The organism is Chryseobacterium binzhouense (assembly GCF_007474545.1).
GTDB lineage: Bacteria > Bacteroidota > Bacteroidia > Flavobacteriales > Weeksellaceae > Chryseobacterium > Chryseobacterium binzhouense.
The window spans coordinates 457707-478259 of record NZ_VKOG01000002.1; the positions used below are offsets into that span (position 1 = coordinate 457707).

Genomic DNA, 20553 nt, shown 5'->3' on the forward strand with positions numbered 1-20553 from the left:
TTTCCGACCGCAGGGAGGAATTGCATTTTTGCCGCCCAACTTTTGGTCAGGCGGTTTTTTATATTTTTATCAGTTGAGAATGGAAATTTTTTAGATTAAGGAAAAAACCTCTGTTTTCAGTCAGTCCGTTGCGAAACAAGTTCCACAATAGAGAACATCCCATTTGTGCTAATGTAGAATTAATAAACAAATCCTGCTTTTCTAATGCTTCTGCTAAACTGCAACTTGGTGTATCATCTTGCGTTTCAGACTGCAAAAGCAGTTCTCCAAATTCTTCCGTCACATAAGGAAGATTCGACGTTGTTTGATATTTTTCGGAATCAGGTTGTTTTATATTCTCAACTGTAGAAAGCAAAACCTGTCCAGAATATCGGTTGTTGCCAAAATCCATCCAATATTTAGCCTGGTTTCTGTATAATCTCCTACCCTCTTTCAATTCATTCAGAATATCAGCAATTTCAAATCGTGATTTGACATTATCAACACACGACATATAAATTGCGGACTGCATATTCTCTTGGATTCTTCCTAAAGAATCTCTTTCAAACTTTCTGACTTCGGCTTTCCAATTCGTTCCAGACCATCGGTTTGCCCGATTTATCAGTGCAACTGCCTTTGGTAATCCTACTTCACATTCTGCAAAACGCTGTCTGCCTTGATTCGCTTCTGTGACAATATCATCATCCCACAACCGCACCTGTAATCCTGCGTGTCCCAATTCAATCAATGAATGGTTCATTTCGATCAAGGCGGTCAATACTTTAGAACCTGTACCACCTGCACCTATGAGGTTTACCATTACAGGATTGGTAGGATTTAAAAGGCTATCATCGGTAAAATGGACTTTTGTTTTTTCAGATTGTATCATTAGAGTAGATTTTTTAAAGTTAGATTTGAATTGATTAGAATATCTGTCGGAAACGGCTCTTTTGAATCAATAAGGCTTTTCCAAAGGATTACCAAGTTTCCTTTAATCGGATTATGGCTGTTGACCAAATGGCTGAAATAAGAATTGAAAAAATAGTTTTCCCATTTCTTAGTAAACTCTTCGAGTGATGCGGAACTTTTAATGTTTACGTCGACCGTTCCCATACAAACACTTCCGCTTTCGTAAACATTAAAGAACGGAGCGTGAAATAGTGGTGTATCTGTATTGGGGCGTTGGTCTGTCTCCAATGCGAATATTTTCATTCCCTGCTTATTGGCACACCATAGCAAAGGTGGCACATTCGCTAAATCATTTGGAATGGAAAGCTTTTCGGTAAATAGTAACTGTCGTTCCTGTGCTTTTGTGTACCAGACCACTTTTCCATTTTCCGATGTATCTATAAATAGTACAGTTTCAGAAATAATACCACTTGGTCTTAGAAAATCTTTTTCTTTCTTATTTTGAATATTTAAAGATTTGGAGAGTCGTTGTGCCTCCCTTACAGTCAAAGGGTGGGCATTGACAGGGTTTCCATTAGGGTCAATATCAAAATGTTCAACATAACCATCGCGATTATAATCTTCTGTCTCATAAAAGACCAGTGCTGATTTAGGATAGTAAAGTGTTCCAAAATTATTGGTTATGTCGGTTTCTTCGTTCTTAATTGTATTGGCTGTATTTCTCATAGCTTGTTTTTATAATTGAATTATTTGCGCCGTGTATGCACAGATTAGTTGAGCAATCGGCACAATTCGTTTAAGACCTTAAACAACTGATTTTCAAAATCAAGGTTTTTATCCAATATATCACTTCCGTCAAAGGTTTTAAAAATCATTGGTTGCTGTGTTTCAGCATATTCGTTGAACTCATTATTGACCATACTCGTTAGATTATCATAAATCAATCCGTCACTCTCGGCAAAAAAGGAAATATATTTATCCATTGCGATAACAGTTTCCTCATTATAATTGTCATCTCCCTCCATTTCTGAGGGCTTGTTTGCATTATTATAGTGGGCATTTCTGAAAATGCTTTCATTAGGGTAATCACAATAAAGTTTAAAGGTTTTTTCTGCCAATTGAAGGCATTCTTTATCAAACCTGTTTTTCGGTATAAAACGTTTCAAGCGTTGCTCAAAAAAAAGAAGATTCTTAGCATTGGAAATTTTTTGTCCCATCATATCTCCGATGATTTCCGCCCTTTGAAGTTCTTTTTTGCAGATGTGGTTATCTTCTATTTCTTCGTCCTGCTCTATCCAATCAGTAAGCATTTCGTAATTCCAATAGAGATAAGAATCTTCCTGTCTGTAATATGGAATATCTACATTTCTATACAGATAAGTGCATACGGACAATAGTAAGCAAGCTGCTTTTCTGTGTACCTTATTGCGGAGCAATTGATAAAGCGGTACGACGGGAACATAAAACAAGGTTGCCCCTGTGTTGCATCTTTCTTCTATTGCAAAGCAAGTCTTACTCCCTTTTTCTATCAGCCTAACACTCTGCCAATTTTCAGTCTTGGTTTTCAACTGCGTTTCAATATCTCTCAAAGCAAGGCTGATATTGTATGGATAATTAAAATGCTGTGTCGGCATTGGGGTTATATCATAATGCTTTGCTAATTGAGAAAGGGACTTATAAAAATCCCTTTCTGTTTTAGCAGACTTACGTTTGCCCTGTGTTATTGTTATTTCATTCTCCTTTAATTTCGGCATAAAGCAGGTTCTCAGAAAAGCATTGGAAGTTGGGAGATTGGAACGGATTTCCGTTGGTCTTTCTGAACTTCCGAACTGTCTTTTATCTGATGCATCCATTGTGCGTATTCCCTCAATTGTAAGTGAAGTTGCCTTTGTTTTTTTTCTTCGGGAGGTTGAATTGTCCCCGATATGGTTTTTCGTTGCATTCATTTTATTTTTGTTTGTCAGTTTATGGTTGATGGTTGTTAGCTTTTAGATTGTAATTCTATCAACTGTCAACCAAAAACCATCAACTATTTATTATCCTTTTGTTCCCATCACACTTTCAAATTGATATTCAACAGCATCATCCTTGATTTTCGGTGCTGAAATTTTTGAAGTGGTCAGTATCGGGTACGTGTTGGCGTAAAAGTTCATTACTGATTCTACGCTCCATTTTGGTTCAGGGTCAGGTAAACGTATTTCCTGTCCGTTATCTTTGAGTATAAAAACTCGGTCTAATAGGGTTGCAAGTAACATTTATAATATTTTTAAGATTCAACATTTTCATTGGTCGTTTCAGAGAATAGGCTTGGTGCAAAATGTTTCTCATATTCATCCTGCTTTTTGCGGATGATTTCAGCATAATCGGGAAATTCCGATACTTTTGGAAGAGCTGACCACGCTTCTTTGTATTTGCCGTCTTTTTCGAGTTCTTCGGCTTTTTGCAAGGCTTCTTTGTACTTTTTATCTTTGCCTTCCTTTTCTTTTTTCTCCTTGTCGGATTTCTCCTTTTCCATTGCCGATTTCTTCTTGGCTTCTTCGACCTGTTTCATAAAACTTTCCATATCTACCATTAAGCCCGATGCGGTCTGCAATGGTGTCGAAATACTTTCAAAAAATCCGTTGTCCAATTCTTCCGCTGTCCCCCTTAAATTGAGTGGCGGAATCGTTTTCCTTGCCTCGTCTCCGCATTGCTCATTGTTGAGCAATACGGAAAGAACGAAACTGTTTTCTGCCCCTTGTCGGAGTGTGATTTGCAAATCTCCTGTAAGATTGAGTTTGCCTATCTGTCTGAAAAAATTGGTTTGCATAATTTTGTTTTTAAAATTGATTTTTTACTATTTCTGTTATAATTAATTTTATATTCATTATTTTGAATAATGCTCTGTAATAGGTTTCTTGCGTTTGTGGCATTCCAATCATCTTCTTTGGTCATATCCAAATAGTGTAATTTTTCATATTGTTTTACCATTTTGGCAATAATGTTCAATGCTTTATACTCCGTTTTGTCTGCGAGATTGCTCATATTGTTTTGATTTTAGTAGTTTTCCGTACATATCTTTCCAAAACCTTCTCAGTCTTTTATCTAATTCTGAAAATTCTTTGTTTGTATGTTCATATTCCTTACTCTGCTGTAATTTGGATAGCTTCATCAAGATTGGTTACTTTAATCTTGCAACCGTTTAAGTCTGTTACTCTCATTGTTGTTGAGTTAATTGATATAATGAAAATTCTTCTGTCCAAAATTCTTCGCCTGTCTGTTTTCCAAAAGCGTTGTAAATGGCATTTCCGTTTTTATAGACTTGCATTTGGTAGCAATTCAGATTATTTTCGGGTTGCAAAAATTTTTTCAAATCCTCTTTTTCCAATTCGATAAAAATCCTGCTTCTCTCCGAAAGCCATTCTTCAACTTAGGGATAATTTTCTTCCGAAAATTTGAAAAACTCTACATTGGTATCGGCATAATTCAGCCATTTTAAATCATAGTCATTTTCCAAAGGCTTTACGGCTTCGAGCCTTTTCTTTTGGATTTCTTTCCATTCTCCCGTAATGTGGATAATGGCAAAATCGCCATTATCCCATTCACTGTTGGTCATTGATTTTATCAGTAAATATTCTGTTTGTTGAAGTGATGTTTTCATTTATGCAATTTTTTGTTTGTTATTATTTATTTTCCTGTCTAATAGGATTGTCATAATCTCCTCTTTGTAATCGTAATTTTCACCTTCGAATTCGTAACAATCTGTATCTACATTGTAGATGAAGTCTTGAAAGTCACATTGATTGAGAAAATAATCCTGTAAGATTTGGTTTTCGCATATGGTCTTGCCAAAAACCATACAGCCAGATTCTTCGTAATCCAATACAAATCCGACATCGTAATGATTTGCAACAATCCATAATGCTTCGATATTTGGGCTCCATCTTGTCTCATAATGGAAAGAACATTCATCTGTTTCACTTCGATAAATTTCACAGAAGTAACCGTTTTTGCTCTTGACAAAATCGGGCAGTTGCCCAATATTTCCCTTAGTTTCCTTTTCTATCATTTCTTGAAATACATTCGAGACTTTGTCCAAAACCTCTCGATTTCCTGTGAATGTTACTTTATTGTTGCACCAATTTGCCATAATATTTGTTGTATAATTGTTGTTTTCGTAAATGTATGTTCCGCTTGTTTTGAAAGGTTCTTTTCCCTCTGTAAGGCGGATTTCTGATTTGAATTTTCTTGAAAGACTTTTTGCATACCGTATTGCTGTCGTTCTCTCGCAATAGAATTGGGAAAAGATTTCCACCTTTTCCCAATCATTCTTATCACTTTTCGGCTTCATTTGAAAGTTATATTGTGCTTCCATATTTTGAATGCTTTTAGAATGGTAAATCATCGTCCGTATCTTCCGCAAAAGCATTGGATTTCTGTGGCTGTGAAGCTGGTTGTTCTTCTGTGTCAGACTTTTTTCCGCCTCCGTGTACTTTGATGTTAGAAGTATGGAAATTCAACCCCGATTTTATTTCTCCATCTTTTCCAATCCACGCACTCGCACTTGCTCTGCCTGTAAGCTCTACTAATGTTCCCTTCGTTAAAATCTTAGCTACGTTGGCACTTAGCCAATAGGAGCAGTTATAATAAGTGGTCTGTTCTCTTAGTTCGCCTTGTTTGGTTTTAAATCTGTCATTAATGGCTAGTGAAAAATTCACGACCTGTTTGTCATTTTTTAAAGTGTTGATTTCTGCGTTTTTTGTAATTCTGCCTACGATGTTCATAATGTTAATTTTTGATTGTTAATAATTGATTTTCGAGTTTGTTAAAATTTTCGATTTGATTGATTTGGTTTCGAGGACACTCGTTTTTTTTTCTGCTTATATCCAATTGGAAAAGCAGAATTATTTGTTGTTTTATTTTGTTGTTTTTTCCGTTGATGTCAAAGACCGTCTGCGATTTAATTGATTCGTATAACTGAGGTTCCGTCTTTTTCTTTGCCGATGATCATAGGAAAGTATCAGGCATATAAAACCACAATCCTCCAAAGCTTTGGAGGATTGTGGCTCGAAATATTTTTGTCCGAAGGATTCAGGAGTGTCTGAAAAAATTATTGGAACTCGTGGAAAGAATTTTTATAGAAACCCAAAAATATTTTTTTAGGTGAATGATGCTGTCCTACATTTGCAATAGTAAAAAGCCAAACATCAGTTAGAAGTGATTAAATAGACGGTTTTGATAGTAGGAAAAATAGAAAATCGAACATTAGCTAATCTGTTTTTTTAAGGTTTAACCAGTTTTATCATTCTTAAAATATAATTTCTCGTTAAAATTATTTTCAGAATTTTTACATTTTACTTTGTTGCACAAAACCACTCGTTCAAATCCTTAAAATCTTTGTACAGCAAAGAGCAATCTTCAACATTTTTATAGTTTTTCCGGATAACCTGTTTGATTGTAATTCCATTATCATCATTATCCAGGAAAAGTGAGATTTTGTCATATTCTCTAAGTTTATCATCGACTTTAAAAAGCATTGCTGTAGAATTGAGAACCAAACAATCTGAAATTGAACTTTCTGCACTTTCCAAATTTTTAAAAGTCAGATAATCAAAAAAACCTTCAAAAACCACAATTTCATTAGAACTATTCAAATCATTTTTCATCAAAGTGACATCTTTTTTGCCCAAACATATTTTTGAATACTTACTTCGGATTTCAACACCTCCGGAATTATTGAAAAATCCAATCCCGAAATATTTCTTACCATTCAACCGGTACTCAATTTCTTTTACCAAATCTTTTTGTACACACACTTTTCGGGATTTCAAATATTGAATTAAAGCAGGGTGCTGAATTTGATTTACTTTTATGATTTGATAACTTTTGACTTTGTCGACATCTTCAATCTGGGTATTATTTTGAACTGAGAAGTCAAATTTCTCAAGATATTTCAAAGCATCAGAAACTGAACATCGATTCATTTGCTGAACAATTGAAATAACATCATAACTTTTCCCAGTTCCGAAATCAAATGCTTTATTTTTTACGAAATCAACCGAAAAACTCGGTATTTTTTCTTCCCTGTCGAGCGCAAAGTAAAATGCAGTTTTCCGATTCTCTTTAACAGGAAAAAGGCTGAACGATTCCAAAACTGTTCTTATATTGACTTTTTCTTTTACTTCTTTACAATTCATTTTTTTTCTTTTTTAAAGCAAATTTTTTATCCACATTTTCCTTTTTAATAAAAAAAGACTTTTTAACTACTTTTAATATACTTTTAATGAGGCATTGCATCCTCTTATAGCAAAGGTTTTAAGGCACTTTTTCGGTGAGCGCAATTCCGAATTCCAGTGAGCGCAATTCCGAAAGTAGAGTGACCGCAATTCCGAAAAAACAACAGTTTTCGGGTGAGTGCAATTCCGAATTCAACTTTCTATTTTCATTCATTTTTAATATTATACTCGTAGTTATCCACATTTTTTTATGATTATCCATATTTCTAGTGGGTTTTGAATTTCGGAGTGAGCGCAATTCCGAAATCTCAATCAAAAGTTTCGGAATTTTAACATTTTCTTAACTTCAGTGACCGCAATTCCGAATTGCGGGTGAGCGCAATTCCGAATTCAAATAATTATCGGATAACCATTTGGTAATAATTCTCCCATTTTTGTACGCCGATAAATCTGTATGAGATGTTCCTGAATTTCATTCAGAAATAATTTTCCTTGAAATTCCGTAGATTTAATTTCTTTCAATCGAGCCGTTCGGATAAATTCTTTGAATGCCATTTCTATCAAAACTCTGGTTTGTGGAACGTTTCTGTATTGATGGGAAAACTGGAGCATTTCATTTTCGTGCAGACCATATCTTTTTCTGATGTAACTTAATCTCTGGGCAATTTTTTCCCTATGGTCAAGATACGCTTCGCTTGGTTCCAAATGTTCTCTTGTGGTTTGAGATGAATTGTTGTTCAAAATGGTTTTAGTGAAATAAGGAATAATAAAGATTGCATCGCCTCTGTACTTGTAATTGAAGGAAAGCGTATTAAATCTATTCAAACTGATTCTTGCAGGTTTTAAAAATTTGAAACAAAAATCCTTGGAAGTTTTATACTTCAATCCAAATTTCTTGTTCAGTGTTGAGAGTTTTAAAAAGGCTCCGTTTTCAGGTAGCTTTGCAAGCCAGATAGCGAAAATAATATGCTTATTGTTCCTGATATTGTACACCAAATTGTACAAAACGTAATTATATTCCGGAATAACCATTAGTTTTTTAAGCCAATAACTGCTGATTAAAAACGTGGTGTAACCTCTCTGGTCATAACTAGGTATAGAAATTAGTCCTCCAAAAGTTTTGATTTCCTTGCCTTTGGAATTAGTGGATTTGTACCAGCTCATTTTGAATTTCGTAAGAAATTCGTAAGCATCTACCACTTGCTTAGTAGAACCGCTTGGCGAAATTTTGCTATTCCTGATTTTTAAGGAAGCGAAAATATTGTTCTCGGTTTCAAACTCCTCATCAAACAAGGAGAGTTGCTTAGGTCGGTCTTCCGGACGAAATTGCTCATTACTGATGGTAGAAACAATATTAAATATCACCCTAAGAGCATTGATGGGAATATCCGCAGCCTCGTGACCTTCGAAAATAAAATCGTCCACGAAATGGTTTCCCAACCGAATTCTCTCAGGACTTACTTCATTATTACTTTCAAAATTCTTGCGGATCAACCGTAAATCCTTTTCCGGTACAGCCATAATAATGCTTCAATTTGGTTTAAAATTTCAGTCTTTATTTTCCTTCCTTATATTCTAAATTGATTAAAATCGATTTGTAATTTTATATCAACTTGATTATCTCGCTTTCGAGCGTTTTAGTACCGTCCGCAATACTGTAATATTTGTAAATATTAATTCCTTCACCTTGAAAGACCCTTTTCTCGATTTTACCGAAATTTGGGATCTTCACTTTTTGAATTCCTTTGTACTCGGCAAGCATTCCGTTAATGGTTACTTTTTGACCGGGTTTTAAATCTGATAGTGTCATAATTCAATTTTTTTAGTGGATTTTTATCGTAGACATTTGCCGAGCTTTCAAAGGTTGCCGTTTTGTGATTTTGGACGTTTTATATCCGGAATGGATTGAAGTGAAAGTTGATGACTTTCCATTTGACCTTTCATAAAAGGTAACGTACTTTTCAATGAAGATTTCCAATTGGTAATGGGTCTATCAGAACTATTTTTCCAGCCATTGTTTTTCCAGTTTTCATATTTCGATTGTATTTCAGAATCTAACTCAGCAGCGTAAATTTTTAATGTTTCCGCATACGTCATAAATTCTTCCAAAGAAGGAATATTTTCATTGTTACCTTTTTGAGTTGTTGGTTGTGGTTGTAAGGATTGTATCGATTGCGATAAATGGCTTTCAATTTCCTGATCATTGGTGTTTTCAGAAAGATTTTGAACGGGACGACCTGTAAGTAATGAAACTCCGAATTCTACTATTTTTTGAATAGATTCGTCCTTTCCAATTTCTTCTTTATGCACAATTTCAGGGCTAGAAATATGTGAAGGATAATCTTCTATTAACCTGTATTTACACGCAAGTCCGCTTGTTGTTTGGTATTGAATTAATCCTAAATTCCGGAGTTTTTCTTTAGTGGATTTTACCGTTTTTCGAGTGACTCCTAATTCTATGCTTATGACAACATCAGAAATTTGAAAATCACAAGAGTCATTGTCAGAACCAATTTTCAGCAGGTACAAGTACATTGAAATTCCCGTTGTTCCAATTGATGTTTTTTGGTTAAAATCCCAAAACCGCTGCACTAATTCAAGGTAATGCATCTTTATTTTTGTGCAAAAAGCGCTAATGCCTTTTCCTTATCAATTATGATAATGTTTCCTTTTTGAATGATGGCGTCATCTAACAGTCCTGAAGATTTTATTTCCGAGGCTTTCGAAATAGAACATCCCAGCATTTTCGCCAGACCTTTCAATCCATATTCATATTTTTTTTCCGAATTAATTTCTTTGGAAACCTCCAAAAATTCTTCAACAGTTAGTCGCCATATCGGAGTTTTGGGATCTATATTCTTCATTTGTTCTTAATTTATAGATTTTTTCAATTCAGAGATCCAATTCCTCGCAGCAGCCTGCCAGCATTTCATTGGTTTCTCATTACTCAATTTCCAGTTTTTAGATCGATAAAAAGAGAAAAAACGATCTGCTTCAGCAGATGGAAGATCCCGCTCAGTAAAATATAACTCAACTTCATTGAACACCGGAACTAAAAACCGAATCTCATCTTGTAGTAAGAAATTTTGATTTTGAGATATTTTTTTTTCACCTGCTTTTTCAGTGTCAAAATCAATGATCTCGACCAAGCTTCCTTTGTATGAGTTATAACTTGGTGAATAACGTATAAATCCTGCGCGATAAAGTTCTCTGATGCATTTATGGTAGGTAGCGATTGACCTGATCTTACTTAACTTCATCACATCTTCCCTGCTGATCCGAAAAGGATTCTGAAACCGGTTCAAACTCCAGAACTGGAAAAGAGACACATACATACTTATATGAGAGGGATACAATCGCTCATCTTCAATAACACGCTCAAAAAAGCCGATGATATTTTTATTATTCTTCATAATTCCGTATTAAAAATTAATGTTTTTTATCCGTGAGTAATTTTTGGATGTCTTTATAATTATAATACAAGGAGCCCCCTATCTTGCTGTACGATAATGTTCCGTTGACCCTCAGATTTTGTAAGGTTCCTGAAGATATATTAAGAAGCTTCTTGACCTCAGAACTCCGAAGCCATAATTTTTGCTCTGTCGTCTTACCCTTGAGTAATATTTCAATGCCTTCCAATAGTTCAATTTTGAATTGCTGAAGGTCTTCTTTGGTGATAATAGATATTGCCATTTGTCAATTATTTTGTTCGACAAAATTTCAAAATCACGCTTTATATCTTTCGGTAGTTTCTCGGTACTACCGAAAGATTCTCCTGTACATCCTTTGAATACTGAGTTTTAGATCAATGGTTAATGGTGATTAAACTGATTTTTTTTGAAATTGTAAAATAAACATCCCATCCATTGCGATAAGCAACACTTTTATTGGATTATCATTCAATATTTATATAAATTTTTTATTTCTTGCCATTAAGACTATAGTTTTCCCGACATTTTTAAGAATTATCTTGATCGAATTCAAATTAGCTTGAAATACTTTTAAAGATCATCTAAGTAGCAATCTCGCTGATAATGGTGTATAGAAAGCTGCTCTATGAATAAATCACACAGAAGATCTTTCGGTAGCTTATCGATACTACCGAAAGATTTACAATTACAAGTCCTATGATATGCTATTTCATAAGTCAATTGTTGAAATTATAAACTTTAAGGACTCTGAATTAATAGTCCGTCAATATTAAGGCAGCTTAAAGTATTATATGTTTTTAATGGTGAAATAGAAGATGGTCTTATTTGAAATTGGAGAATTTTGTGTAGAAACTAATTGTTCTCCTTACAGGTCTAAGTCATCCAAATACTGATTAAAATTTTGCTGAAGCAATGACAAAAATTTAGTTCTATCCGTTTTTCTTAACCTGATTTCGCTGAGTGTTTTATGATAATTCCCTAAACTAATATTTAATGAATTTTCTGCCCAGCGGAAAATTTCCGCCAGATCTGAATGACCTCCATTAAAACACTTCGTTTGATGAAGTGCATACAACAGCTCAATAAGGGCAACTTTCGGGGCTGTCCATTCCAGATTCTTAATATGGTCAATAGAGTTTTCTTTACTGTCGTTTGAATCAATTTTATTTGTTAAATATTGTTCTAAAAGATCATTTGCCATTATTTGAGACACAATATGGTCGTGGGAAGTGGAAAATTCCTCATCATAACTATACAGTTCAGGACTGAGCTTCAATTTAAAATCAAATTTGAACCGAACGAAATATTTTTTGTCCAAGTATGTCGATTTACGACGATAATAACTGATGAATTCTCTTTGCTCATTATAGAAATATAAAAGATTGGATCTCTCATTTTCATAATACGATCTTAACGACTGCGAATCAGCATAGGGTTTTGAGGCTTCTAAAGCTAACACTTTGGAGTAGTAAATATAAACTGCTACGAACTGCGGTTTGGTATTTTTAAAGAAATATATTTCGTTACTCCAGTCCGGAAATTGATATTGGCGCAATAGGTCTTTCAATTGTCTTATAGAAGCGTCTGTTTCCATCAGAATTTCTTCTGCCCGAATCACAATATCATTCTCACTTCTGTTGATCTGATATACTGCTGTTGTAAGATTTTTCCAAAGTTGATCAACTTTTTTTTTAAAATTTTGTCCGTTCATACGTTTTTCAATTTATTGTTAACGTAAAAATCGGGCTAAAAAATAAAAAAGTCAGGTCTTCTTTAATTCTTCCTGTCTCATTCTGATAAAATCTCTAGGCCTGATACTGTTGATCTCGAGAAAGTGTGCTGAGAAGATCTGCCTGTTCGCCATCCCGCATATTTTTGCGAGTGTTTCAATTTTATAACTAAGATATTTAGTATCCTCTACAAGCAAATTGGTTATATATCTGATTCTTAAAGCTTTAAGGTATGTTGGAAATGTTACATCAAAGTGTACATTGAGTACATGCGATAAATGGGTGCGGTTGCTTCCTATCATTTTGGCAACAATGTCAAGTGTTAAATTCTGCTGAAGAAATTGTTTTTCGTCTTCAAAAATCTTTAGATTTGTTTTGATGTCCTCGATAATTTCTGAACTGTATAAGTCTAAACTGTTTTCATCAGATGAAGCGGGTGGTATGACGTCGAAACTAATGGTTTCTTTTGAGGTATTTAATTTTTCAAGCACTTCCTGATACCTGGCATTCAATTCCTTTTCTCTTTTCCTGAACCTCCAAATTAAAAAAAACAAGATTACCAGTCCCGCACCAATGGAAGAATATAAAATAACTTGATGACCTCTGATCATCTGCTTCTTCTCTTCTATTAAATTGTCCGTATCATAATCGCTATAAATTTTGTCCGTGAGCATCACAAAGTCAGCATTAATAATTGAGTCGGCCTTTAACAACTGGTCCGAGTAATAAATCTTCCGTTCAGAATTCCTATTTTTTTTAGCATCACCGATCAGATACAGGTAACTTGATCTGATCTCAGGGGTAATAAACCAAAATTTATTGACCAGCGAATCAACTTTATTAAAATATTTTAACGATTCAGCTTTGTTTCCCTTTGATCTATATAGTTTCCCTATATAAAAATAGACGCTCGTCAATGAAGCGTAATCCTGATTGCTGCTCAGAATATCTTGAGACACTTTAAAGTGCTTCAATGCTTCATCTGCTTTTCCCTTTCTAAGTAACTGCACTCCCTTTCCTTTCTGGAAGTACCCAAACTCAATCACCTGCTCGCTGTTGTTATGAAGCCTTTCCAGCCCAATATTTATGAGGGAGTCTTCCTTATTATATAATTTTAGATTTCTATAACAAGTGCTTAAGCGATAAATACTGTTAAAATAACCTGATTCATTATTGAACCTAATGTTCCGATCTAAACTCTCTTTGGCATTTTTTTCAAAAAAATCAGCTGTCTCTTCAAAATGTACGGCTGCATATTTATAGTATCCCAAATAGCTTTTGATCATTCCCAAATGATAGATAATCTTATTTTTAAGGTAACCATCTTTTGAATTTTTTGAATATTTGAATGCTATCAAATATTCTTCTAAAGCTTTTTTATATTGTCTTAGATTATAGTAATAAATAATTCCTTTTCCTGCGTAGGCTCTTGCGATCTGATCCTGGTCGTTTGATTTGGTTGCAGTGATAATGGCACTGTCAGCGTAAGATAATTTCCTGCTGGTTTTTTTGCTATAATAGATGGCTTCTTCGTAACCTCGGATCAGTTTTTTAAGGTTATGGTCATTTTTTGCTTTGTCAATGTACATTTTGACAAAAACCATTGCCCTTTCATCATTCTCAGAATAAGAATCAATCAATCGGGAAATCTCCTTGTAAGATTGTTGCTGCATCTCTTGACCTTGTGTCATAAACACAAACAAAGTGAATAATAGCGTTAAAACTCCATTATAATAATGCATTATGATAAGATATATACAAATTTAACAAAAAATCCACAATCAAACGCTTGTTCAAACTTTACACTCAAAACAACTAACTGATTACCAATACGATACACCTTAATTTTGTTGGTAGAATTGATCAATAGTTACATTTAATGTATCAATTGATGCAACAATAGTTTTTTTAATTCCCTAACCCTCCTAATTTCGACATCAGAATTCTAATCAATATCAAAAACCGGCCGGGATAACTTTAAAACCATTGTTAAAAAAATGAAAAAGTATATCTCACTTTTAAGTCTAATGACTGCATTCTTTATGCAGTCTTGTGAAAGATCTGAGTCTGATTTAAATACAACAGAACAGAAACAACAAAATATGAAAGTTCAAAGCAATAAAGAATCTGCAAGGATTCAAAATGGCATTGCAGAAGAAAAAGGTTCTGACAATATGGATACAGGTGATGACGATGAACCGAAAAAGGATAAGCAGCACTGGAGGATAGTGCAGGATACGATCTGGTAAGGATGATTTCTGCTCAACTGATACAGTTTCAAAAATGGAAAATCAGAAAGTCATCTTAAATACAGGAAAGAAATGTACCGTAAGTGGAGAATGGGAAATTGAAGGAAGTATAAGCACTGTAGTTTATGTTTCAAAAGGCGAAGTAATGCCCGCCTACTGCGGTAAAAACGTCAAATGGATTTTAGTCAGAAAAGGATAAATAACAGAACTATGAAAACCATCAGAACAAGATTTGTAGAATTCGTGCGCTATTTTTTTATACTACTCTTCTGCTATGCGAGTATCAGTAAATTAATGGATTTTGAGAATTTTCAAATCCAAATTGGTCAGTCACCATTGTTAAGTGCTTACGCAGGAATAGTTTCTTATTCCGTCATCATTGTTGAGATCTTAATTTCTATACTCCTGATATTTGAAAGAACAAGGATTTCTGCTCTCTATGCGGCAACAGCTTTGATGTCCGCCTTTACGATCTATATCTATCTGATTCTGAATTACAGTGATTTTGTTCCATGTTCTTGCGGTGGCATACTTGAAGATCTGGGATGGACCGAACATCTCATTTTTAATATTTCTTGTGTTGTACTTGGTGCAGCATCTGTTATCTTACATGAAAGAAATAAGACCAATGGACTGGGACGAAGTGTTTTTTTGTTATTGATTTCCAATTTACTGAGCTGTCTGTTTATTGTTGTATTATTTTTTTCGTCTGAGCACATCATTAAGAAAGAAAATAATTTTACAAGAAGATTTCTGATCCATCCCGTTATTGAAGAAAACAAGCTGGATCTTAAAGTCAATTCGTATTATTTTGCAGGTGAACATAATGGATATATCTATCTCGGAAATTATACTTCGCCCTTTACGCTCAGCATCGTAGATAATAGCTTTAATACAATTCAGCAGTATCAGCTTGTTCCTCCAAAGAGCAAACTCATTCTTAAAAATCTGAAGATGGTCGTACGATTTCCTTTCGTTTATCTGGCTGACGGAAGCGCACCAATTATCTACCGGGCAAAATTAGGAAGTTCAGCCTTGAATGTTTACAGTTTTAAAGATGTTTATTTTAATGACTATGTGGTTCCCGATAGCACATCAATTGTTTTCAGAGCAAAAAGCTCAAAAAGCGACAAGCATGTTTTAGGGCTTCTGAAAATAAAAGATTCCAAAAGTGTGGTCATCAATAATGATATGATCTTATCGGACGGAGACGGAGTCTTTTCAACAGATGGAAAATTACTGTACAGTTCAGATGCAGACAAATTAATATTTATCCATTATTACAAAAATACTTTTAGTGTAAGCAACCCTGATTTCTCAGGACTTCAACATCTTAAAACGATTGATACTTTAAACAGCACGAAACTTAAGATTGTAACCAAGCAGAATGGTCATCGCAAAATGGCAGCGCCGCCAGTGATCGTCAATGTTAATGCTTCTGCTTACGACGATGTCCTTTTTAACCAATCTAACATCAAAGGTAAATTTGAGTCGCAGAAACTCTGGAAGAAATCCAGTGTCGTTGATATGTATAATATCAGTAAACAGGAATATTTCGGTAGTTTTTATATCAGCAACAAAAACAATTCAGGAATGAGCCAGATGCTTGCAACACAAAAATACTTCTATACCATTACAGAAAATGAAATTGTGAGATACAGATATGCGCAGTCAGTATCGAAACATTTTCAGACAGGGAAAGCTGAAAACCTGAAAAAAGAGTAAGCACAATCATTTAATACTTTTATTATGAAAAAATTCATTTTACCCGCATTTGTGATCCTTATGGGTTCAGGTGCAGCTTTTGTCACACAAAGTTTTAAAACAGCTGACAAAGCAATTGTTGACGGATACAGAATCGATGAGTCTGATCCGGAAAATCCAACCTGTGAAAACATGCATGTCGCATGTTCAGACGTTGCTACTCCTTTCATATGTGAGGACACAGTAGGAAACCAGCTTTTTGAACTTCAGGGAACGAGCTGCCCTGAGCAATTATTCAAACCTTAAATCAATCTGGCTGTCTCACAAAAGGCAGCCTTTCTTTTGTTTAGGATTTTGAAATTGATCAATATCCTTACAAAAATAAATACGCAGTCCTTTTGGGCTGCGTATTTATTAAGAACATTATAGTAATATCTACTTTTTCAGGTACTTATTAAACCACTCTCCTATTTTAATTGTTGCCTGTATCTGATTTGATGGTCTCTGCAAAGCGTGACCGTCTTTCGGAAACAGTATAAGTTCTGCTGGTTTTGCCAGGCCTTTCAATGCAATAAACATCGCAACGCTTTGTTCCCAGTCAACGTGGTTGTCTTCTTTTCCTGTCCATATCAACAAAGGGGTATCAATACGGTCGGCATGAAAAACCGGATTTTGCTTGATGTAAACATCTTTCAGCTCATAAAAATTCCCCGAAAACCTGAAGCTCTGATCCGTATACCGCCAAATATCGGGACGAAGGTATTTTTTACTCATCGAAAAGTACGATGCCGTAATATCTGAAAGCGACACACCACTTACAGCTGCTCGAAACATCTTTGTATTGGCTATGATATAATTGACCTCAAACCCGCCAAAAGACTCGCCGATTATACCTAGTCTATTTCTATCAATGCTGTATTTTTCTGCGGTTTTATTCACAGCATCTTCCACCGCTTCTAATGCAGACTCTCCGGGTTTATTGATCTGATAGAATATTCTGGGCATAATAACGATATAGCCGTCCATTGCTACCAACGATCTGTTGAATCCGGGCTGATTATAAAATGATGGCGAGAGAAATTTCTTTACCGACGAAGCTGTATTTTCATAAACACGTACAATCGCAGGATATTTTTTAGCAGGGTCATAATCCGGTGGTAGAATCACCGCAGTGTAAGTTTCGTTTCCGTGCTTGTCCGTAAAATAGATCAAATCTGAGGCAGGCAGTGCCATACTTGTCAGATTGCTCTCATTTGAAGAATAAACTGATTTTAACTTTTTCTTTTTGAGATCGTACATCTTTAATTCCTGCGGAAGTCTTGAGTTTTCTATGGTATAGGAAATACAATTATCTTCGATCACCACATTGTCGATCTGTATAATTTGAGGTCCTTCTATGACTGTTATTTTTTTGTTCCTCACAACGATAAGACCTTCCTGTAATTGATCTTGATGCAATGTTTTTATTAACAGCCAGTCTTCTTTGATAGTATTAAACTCTGTCCATTTCATTTTTTCTATCAGCTCGGAAGACCTGTTTAAGATCCCAAAAGAAATATTTTTGTCTTTTGACTGTGTAAGATTGGTAAATCTGCCCGTTCCCGTATCCATTTTCCAGATATTATTTTTACCTGTTACATATGCGGTTTGCTGATCTTCGGAAAAATGAAGATCGCCTATGGGTAAGGTTGATTTAATATTCTGCCTGTTGTATGAAAAAAACTGGTCATCAATTTCTGCTGTTAGATTTCGTTTGACTTTCAGCACCGGATCATACATCCACCAGTCTTTCCCTTCAAAATAGAAAAGTTTTCCTGTTTTGGTCGGAATATATGATGGAGACCGCTGAACTGAGAATTCCACTACACCACTGCTGAGATTTTTAAGCCTGATGCCCGGTATCAAATGTTCATCCGTAAAATTTTCATTGGCATAAGCCATCACTTCGAGCAAGTATTGATCACCGAAGACCAGCATTACATCTGTTACGCCTTCCGTATATGGAAAAGAAACTGTTGTTTTCTTAACCGGAGCAATAATTAATGCATCGAAAGACTGACCCTCGCGTTTGTTAAGATTGGCTCCGAGTGCCAGATCATCCGTTTTCCAAACCTCAATGCTGTCCTGCAATTTTTTTGCAGACCTCGATCGTATGGCAATCAATTGACCACTATCCGTGAATCCTGTAAGTCTGTATTCCTTTCCGGGATTTTTAACATCAATTTCTTTGATCAAAATTCCGTTCTTATCATACGTGACCATTTTATAATTATTTCCCGTTGTAATCAGAATATCAAATTTTGCAGTCGACGAAATTAGATTCCACCGAACGAAATTAGATTTATCGACCAACCCTAGATTCCTTCTAATTCCAGTTTCTAGTTCTATAAGAAGAGAACTCTGATCAGACATCGCCAGCATCCATTTCTTATCCGAAGATATCTCAAGTCTGCCGATATTTTTTGCAATCTGAACATATTTTAACTGGTCAGCTTTCATCATATTGAGTTGTCCATCATTCATTAACAAGTAACAACTGTTACTATTTTCAGAAATGTAAAAATCTTTGACTTGATCTATTTTTAAACGCTTTTCATTTTTCAGGTTGATGACATCCAATACTCCGTTTGAATCCAACGCAATAAAAAAATCGCGACCGAAGCCGCTTTTCACCGCCAGACCGCTTACTATTTTCTCGCCAGTCACATTATTTAACAGTACAGCATCTCTTTTCCTGTCATCATACTTTCGTATAAAATAGCTGTATTTCCCGTAATCGCTGACGGATATGTTACCCAGTTGGTACCACTGCTTAAAAGTATCAGGTGCAAATCGCTGCTGGGCTTTGAAGAAACTGATTGGGAGGATCATCAAAGCGATCATTGAAAGAGCCTTTACTTTCCTTCCTACTTTTCTGATATTAGTATCCCTCATTTTGCGGATTTAGTTTTGGGTTGGCAAATAGTTCTCTTTCCGGTAAAGGCAGCAGTTTTCGGAAGTTTTGCCAAGCCGGCTTTAATGGAGATAGGGTATTATCTAACAAGCCTTTTCTTTTCAGGTCAAAAAAGCGGTGTCCGTACTCTGTAAACAGTTCGTGACGTCTCTCATCCAAGATCGCCGTTCTGAGCTGTTGTTGAGAAAGTCCACTCAGTGCAGTTAGTCCGGCACGGGTTCGCAATTTGTTGACTGCAATAAGTGCTGACCCTGTGTTCCCCAGTTCATTTTCTGATTCCGCAAGAATAAGATATGCTTCTTCAATTCGTAGTACCACCGAATATTCCAATGATGTGGTCGAGGTTTTATTGTACTGCTTGTACTTGTAAGCGTGGGAATAGCTCACTTGGGAATTGGACAATTTCTTTGTCCACTGTACTTTTCTCTGATCTCCGGCTTCAAAAGAATTAAGAAGGCTCTGCGACAGGACCACATTGGCTGGCGGAAGAGTCAAAAATGTATAATACTGACCTTCTAAAGTGTTGATCCCTGCATCTACTGGCATAAACTGCCAAACGGCACTTTTCGAATCTTTTAAAAATGTTTTGCTGAGGTCCTGTTCCACGGAATACGCAGGATTCTGAATGACCAGTGATGCATAATTCCTCGCTTCTGACCATTTGTTTTGATACAGGTATAGTCTTGCGAGGGAAAGCCTTAGCCCTGAACGGTTGATATGGGTGCGGTTAGCACTTGGATAGGTATCAGTTAACATGGTTTCAGCCTTTCTCAGATCCTCCTCGATTCTTAAGTACACTTCGCTAACAGACATTCTTGATACCGATTGATTGATATTGTAATCAGTCGTTGAAACATAAGGAATATCACCATACAGTTCGACCATATAGAAATGAAGCAATCCCCTGATAAAATAGGCTTCCCCTAAGATCTGAAGCATCGTACTCTCATCAAGGTAGGCAACACTCCGCAAAACCCCTTCGATGATGCTGTTCACAGCATAGATCTGTTTGTACGAATTGACCCAAAGGGTATTGACCGTAGGGGTATTGGGCTGAACACCTAATTCGTAAAAGCTTCTGAAATCGACAGGCTGATTGCTCACAGAGGTCAGCTCATCGGTATAGCACCCCATTAATGTTCCCACACCCGCTAGTCCTCCATTCAGCAGAGTATTACTTCGCAGGTTGGAATAAACATCGGAAAGTGCCGCATACGCCAGTTTCTTGTCTTTAAACACCATGCTTTGAGAGATCTGATTCTGAGGTTCATCCACTTCGAGGAATTTCTCACAGCCGACTGAGGAGATCAATACCGCTACTGCTCCAACTACAAACAGCTTTTTGCCGATATGTTTCTTGATATAGTTTGTTTCTGTTTTCAT

General features: G+C 35.6%; 26 protein-coding genes. 4 read left to right on the plus strand and 22 right to left on the minus strand.

Features of this window, described 5'->3' with window-relative positions:
* Positions 1-58: 58 nt before the first annotated feature.
* The 20 genes from FNE73_RS07885 to FNE73_RS07970 all read right to left on the minus strand — a co-directional run bounded on the left by FNE73_RS07885 (position 59) and on the right by FNE73_RS07970 (position 13937).
* The gene (locus tag FNE73_RS07885) at positions 59-865 is read right to left on the minus strand and encodes a PRTRC system ThiF family protein (RefSeq protein ID WP_028122595.1); all 807 of its coding nucleotides are present in this window, start codon (positions 863-865) and stop codon (positions 59-61) included.
* A gap of 2 nt (positions 866-867) precedes the next feature.
* Positions 868-1614 (minus strand): PRTRC system protein B, encoded by a 747-nt coding sequence (locus FNE73_RS07890; protein ID WP_143884140.1) that lies wholly within the window; start codon positions 1612-1614, stop codon positions 868-870.
* Between the two features lie 44 nt (positions 1615-1658).
* Complete coding sequence (locus tag FNE73_RS07895; protein WP_028122593.1) at positions 1659-2834, minus strand: hypothetical protein; 1176 nt, start codon at positions 2832-2834, stop codon at positions 1659-1661.
* 90 nt (positions 2835-2924) lie between these two features.
* Entirely contained in the window at positions 2925-3143 is a 219-nt protein-coding gene (locus FNE73_RS07900; protein ID WP_027379053.1) for a PRTRC system protein C, read from the minus strand.
* An 11-nt stretch (positions 3144-3154) separates the two neighbouring features.
* A complete protein-coding gene (locus FNE73_RS07905; RefSeq protein ID WP_028122592.1) occupies positions 3155-3697 on the minus strand; it encodes a PRTRC system protein E in 543 nt (180 codons plus the stop codon).
* Positions 3670-3912 carry a hypothetical protein gene (locus FNE73_RS16710; RefSeq protein ID WP_028122591.1) on the minus strand — a complete coding sequence of 81 codons (243 nt, stop codon included), beginning with the start codon at positions 3910-3912 and terminating at the stop codon, positions 3670-3672. The genes FNE73_RS07905 and FNE73_RS16710 overlap by 28 nt, the downstream gene beginning before the upstream one ends.
* 172 nt (positions 3913-4084) lie before the next feature.
* On the minus strand, positions 4085-4255 hold the full coding sequence (locus FNE73_RS16715) for a hypothetical protein (protein WP_185147315.1): 171 nt from the start codon (positions 4253-4255) through the stop codon (positions 4085-4087).
* Between the two features lie 42 nt (positions 4256-4297).
* Positions 4298-4528, minus strand: a complete 231-nt coding sequence (locus tag FNE73_RS07915; RefSeq protein WP_051889993.1) for a hypothetical protein — start codon at positions 4526-4528, stop codon at positions 4298-4300.
* On the minus strand, positions 4529-5242 hold the full coding sequence (locus tag FNE73_RS16720) for a DUF1281 family ferredoxin-like fold protein (RefSeq protein WP_159745727.1): 714 nt from the start codon (positions 5240-5242) through the stop codon (positions 4529-4531).
* 13 nt (positions 5243-5255) lie between these two features.
* Positions 5256-5651: a single-stranded DNA-binding protein gene (locus tag FNE73_RS07925; RefSeq protein WP_028122590.1), complete on the minus strand. Its 396-nt coding sequence runs from the start codon at positions 5649-5651 to the stop codon at positions 5256-5258.
* A gap of 570 nt (positions 5652-6221) precedes the next feature.
* On the minus strand, positions 6222-7064 hold the full coding sequence (locus FNE73_RS07930; RefSeq protein WP_072410577.1) for a toprim domain-containing protein: 843 nt from the start codon (positions 7062-7064) through the stop codon (positions 6222-6224).
* A gap of 118 nt (positions 7065-7182) precedes the next feature.
* On the minus strand, positions 7183-7317 hold the full coding sequence (locus tag FNE73_RS16965; protein ID WP_262711336.1) for a hypothetical protein: 135 nt from the start codon (positions 7315-7317) through the stop codon (positions 7183-7185).
* Positions 7318-7493: 176 nt separating this feature from the next.
* Positions 7494-8624 carry a hypothetical protein gene (locus tag FNE73_RS07935; RefSeq protein WP_143884141.1) on the minus strand — a complete coding sequence of 377 codons (1131 nt, stop codon included), beginning with the start codon at positions 8622-8624 and terminating at the stop codon, positions 7494-7496.
* Between the two features lie 82 nt (positions 8625-8706).
* On the minus strand, positions 8707-8913 hold the full coding sequence (locus tag FNE73_RS07940) for a hypothetical protein (RefSeq protein WP_072410574.1): 207 nt from the start codon (positions 8911-8913) through the stop codon (positions 8707-8709).
* A 47-nt stretch (positions 8914-8960) separates the two neighbouring features.
* Complete coding sequence (locus FNE73_RS07945) at positions 8961-9713, minus strand: hypothetical protein (protein WP_102980527.1); 753 nt, start codon at positions 9711-9713, stop codon at positions 8961-8963.
* Between the two features lie 2 nt (positions 9714-9715).
* Positions 9716-9967, minus strand: coding sequence for a DUF3853 family protein (locus tag FNE73_RS07950; RefSeq protein ID WP_072410572.1), 252 nt, complete (start codon positions 9965-9967; stop codon positions 9716-9718).
* A gap of 6 nt (positions 9968-9973) precedes the next feature.
* Entirely contained in the window at positions 9974-10516 is a 543-nt protein-coding gene (locus FNE73_RS07955; RefSeq protein ID WP_072410570.1) for a hypothetical protein, read from the minus strand.
* A 16-nt stretch (positions 10517-10532) separates the two neighbouring features.
* Complete coding sequence (locus tag FNE73_RS07960; protein ID WP_072410569.1) at positions 10533-10796, minus strand: helix-turn-helix domain-containing protein; 264 nt, start codon at positions 10794-10796, stop codon at positions 10533-10535.
* Positions 10797-11399: 603 nt separating this feature from the next.
* Positions 11400-12245, minus strand: coding sequence for an RteC domain-containing protein (locus FNE73_RS07965; RefSeq protein WP_072410568.1), 846 nt, complete (start codon positions 12243-12245; stop codon positions 11400-11402).
* A gap of 51 nt (positions 12246-12296) precedes the next feature.
* Positions 12297-13937: a helix-turn-helix domain-containing protein gene (locus FNE73_RS07970; RefSeq protein WP_185147316.1), complete on the minus strand. Its 1641-nt coding sequence runs from the start codon at positions 13935-13937 to the stop codon at positions 12297-12299.
* A gap of 324 nt (positions 13938-14261) precedes the next feature.
* Here FNE73_RS07970 and FNE73_RS07975 point away from each other — a divergent pair, with 324 nt between their 5' ends.
* Genes FNE73_RS07975 through FNE73_RS07985 form a run of 4 tightly spaced genes read left to right on the plus strand, consistent with a single transcriptional unit; the run spans position 14262 to position 16523 of the window.
* A complete protein-coding gene (locus tag FNE73_RS07975) occupies positions 14262-14513 on the plus strand; it encodes a hypothetical protein (RefSeq protein ID WP_139255475.1) in 252 nt (83 codons plus the stop codon).
* 34 nt (positions 14514-14547) lie between these two features.
* Positions 14548-14712, plus strand: a complete 165-nt coding sequence (locus tag FNE73_RS16725; RefSeq protein WP_159745729.1) for a hypothetical protein — start codon at positions 14548-14550, stop codon at positions 14710-14712.
* A gap of 11 nt (positions 14713-14723) precedes the next feature.
* Positions 14724-16238: a DoxX family protein gene (locus FNE73_RS07980; RefSeq protein ID WP_072410565.1), complete on the plus strand. Its 1515-nt coding sequence runs from the start codon at positions 14724-14726 to the stop codon at positions 16236-16238.
* Between the two features lie 24 nt (positions 16239-16262).
* Positions 16263-16523 (plus strand): DUF6520 family protein, encoded by a 261-nt coding sequence (locus FNE73_RS07985; protein ID WP_072410564.1) that lies wholly within the window; start codon positions 16263-16265, stop codon positions 16521-16523.
* A 129-nt stretch (positions 16524-16652) separates the two neighbouring features.
* Here the strand turns inward: FNE73_RS07985 and FNE73_RS07990 are convergent, their stop codons facing one another.
* Positions 16653-19151: an alpha/beta hydrolase family protein gene (locus FNE73_RS07990; protein WP_072410563.1), complete on the minus strand. Its 2499-nt coding sequence runs from the start codon at positions 19149-19151 to the stop codon at positions 16653-16655.
* On the minus strand, positions 19138-20553 hold the full coding sequence (locus FNE73_RS07995) for a RagB/SusD family nutrient uptake outer membrane protein (RefSeq protein ID WP_072410562.1): 1416 nt from the start codon (positions 20551-20553) through the stop codon (positions 19138-19140). Before FNE73_RS07995 ends, FNE73_RS07990 begins: the two co-directional genes overlap by 14 nt.

Bases quoted from the DNA above. Each gene is read 5' to 3' on its own strand.
- FNE73_RS07890 (WP_143884140.1), bottom strand. From the start codon at position 1,614: ATGAGAAATACAGCCAATACAATTAAGAACGAAGAAACCGACATAACC.
- FNE73_RS07895 (WP_028122593.1), bottom strand. From the start codon at position 2,834: ATGAATGCAACGAAAAACCATATCGGGGACAATTCAACCTCCCGAAGA.
- FNE73_RS07900 (WP_027379053.1), bottom strand. From the start codon at position 3,143: ATGTTACTTGCAACCCTATTAGACCGAGTTTTTATACTCAAAGATAAC.
- FNE73_RS07905 (WP_028122592.1), bottom strand. From the start codon at position 3,697: ATGCAAACCAATTTTTTCAGACAGATAGGCAAACTCAATCTTACAGGA.
- FNE73_RS16710 (WP_028122591.1), bottom strand. From the start codon at position 3,912: ATGAGCAATCTCGCAGACAAAACGGAGTATAAAGCATTGAACATTATT.
- FNE73_RS07915 (WP_051889993.1), bottom strand. From the start codon at position 4,528: ATGAAAACATCACTTCAACAAACAGAATATTTACTGATAAAATCAATG.
- FNE73_RS16720 (WP_159745727.1), bottom strand. From the start codon at position 5,242: ATGGAAGCACAATATAACTTTCAAATGAAGCCGAAAAGTGATAAGAAT.
- FNE73_RS07925 (WP_028122590.1), bottom strand. From the start codon at position 5,651: ATGAACATCGTAGGCAGAATTACAAAAAACGCAGAAATCAACACTTTA.
- FNE73_RS07930 (WP_072410577.1), bottom strand. From the start codon at position 7,064: ATGAATTGTAAAGAAGTAAAAGAAAAAGTCAATATAAGAACAGTTTTG.
- FNE73_RS16965 (WP_262711336.1), bottom strand. From the start codon at position 7,317: ATGAATGAAAATAGAAAGTTGAATTCGGAATTGCACTCACCCGAAAAC.
- FNE73_RS07935 (WP_143884141.1), bottom strand. From the start codon at position 8,624: ATGGCTGTACCGGAAAAGGATTTACGGTTGATCCGCAAGAATTTTGAA.
- FNE73_RS07940 (WP_072410574.1), bottom strand. From the start codon at position 8,913: ATGACACTATCAGATTTAAAACCCGGTCAAAAAGTAACCATTAACGGA.
- FNE73_RS07945 (WP_102980527.1), bottom strand. From the start codon at position 9,713: ATGCATTACCTTGAATTAGTGCAGCGGTTTTGGGATTTTAACCAAAAA.
- FNE73_RS07950 (WP_072410572.1), bottom strand. From the start codon at position 9,967: ATGAAGAATATAGATCCCAAAACTCCGATATGGCGACTAACTGTTGAA.
- FNE73_RS07955 (WP_072410570.1), bottom strand. From the start codon at position 10,516: ATGAAGAATAATAAAAATATCATCGGCTTTTTTGAGCGTGTTATTGAA.
- FNE73_RS07960 (WP_072410569.1), bottom strand. From the start codon at position 10,796: ATGGCAATATCTATTATCACCAAAGAAGACCTTCAGCAATTCAAAATT.
- FNE73_RS07965 (WP_072410568.1), bottom strand. From the start codon at position 12,245: ATGAACGGACAAAATTTTAAAAAAAAAGTTGATCAACTTTGGAAAAAT.
- FNE73_RS07970 (WP_185147316.1), bottom strand. From the start codon at position 13,937: ATGCAGCAACAATCTTACAAGGAGATTTCCCGATTGATTGATTCTTAT.
- FNE73_RS07975 (WP_139255475.1), top strand. From the start codon at position 14,262: ATGAAAAAGTATATCTCACTTTTAAGTCTAATGACTGCATTCTTTATG.
- FNE73_RS16725 (WP_159745729.1), top strand. From the start codon at position 14,548: ATGGAAAATCAGAAAGTCATCTTAAATACAGGAAAGAAATGTACCGTA.
- FNE73_RS07980 (WP_072410565.1), top strand. From the start codon at position 14,724: ATGAAAACCATCAGAACAAGATTTGTAGAATTCGTGCGCTATTTTTTT.
- FNE73_RS07985 (WP_072410564.1), top strand. From the start codon at position 16,263: ATGAAAAAATTCATTTTACCCGCATTTGTGATCCTTATGGGTTCAGGT.
- FNE73_RS07990 (WP_072410563.1), bottom strand. From the start codon at position 19,151: ATGAGGGATACTAATATCAGAAAAGTAGGAAGGAAAGTAAAGGCTCTT.
- FNE73_RS07995 (WP_072410562.1), bottom strand. From the start codon at position 20,553: ATGAAAACAGAAACAAACTATATCAAGAAACATATCGGCAAAAAGCTG.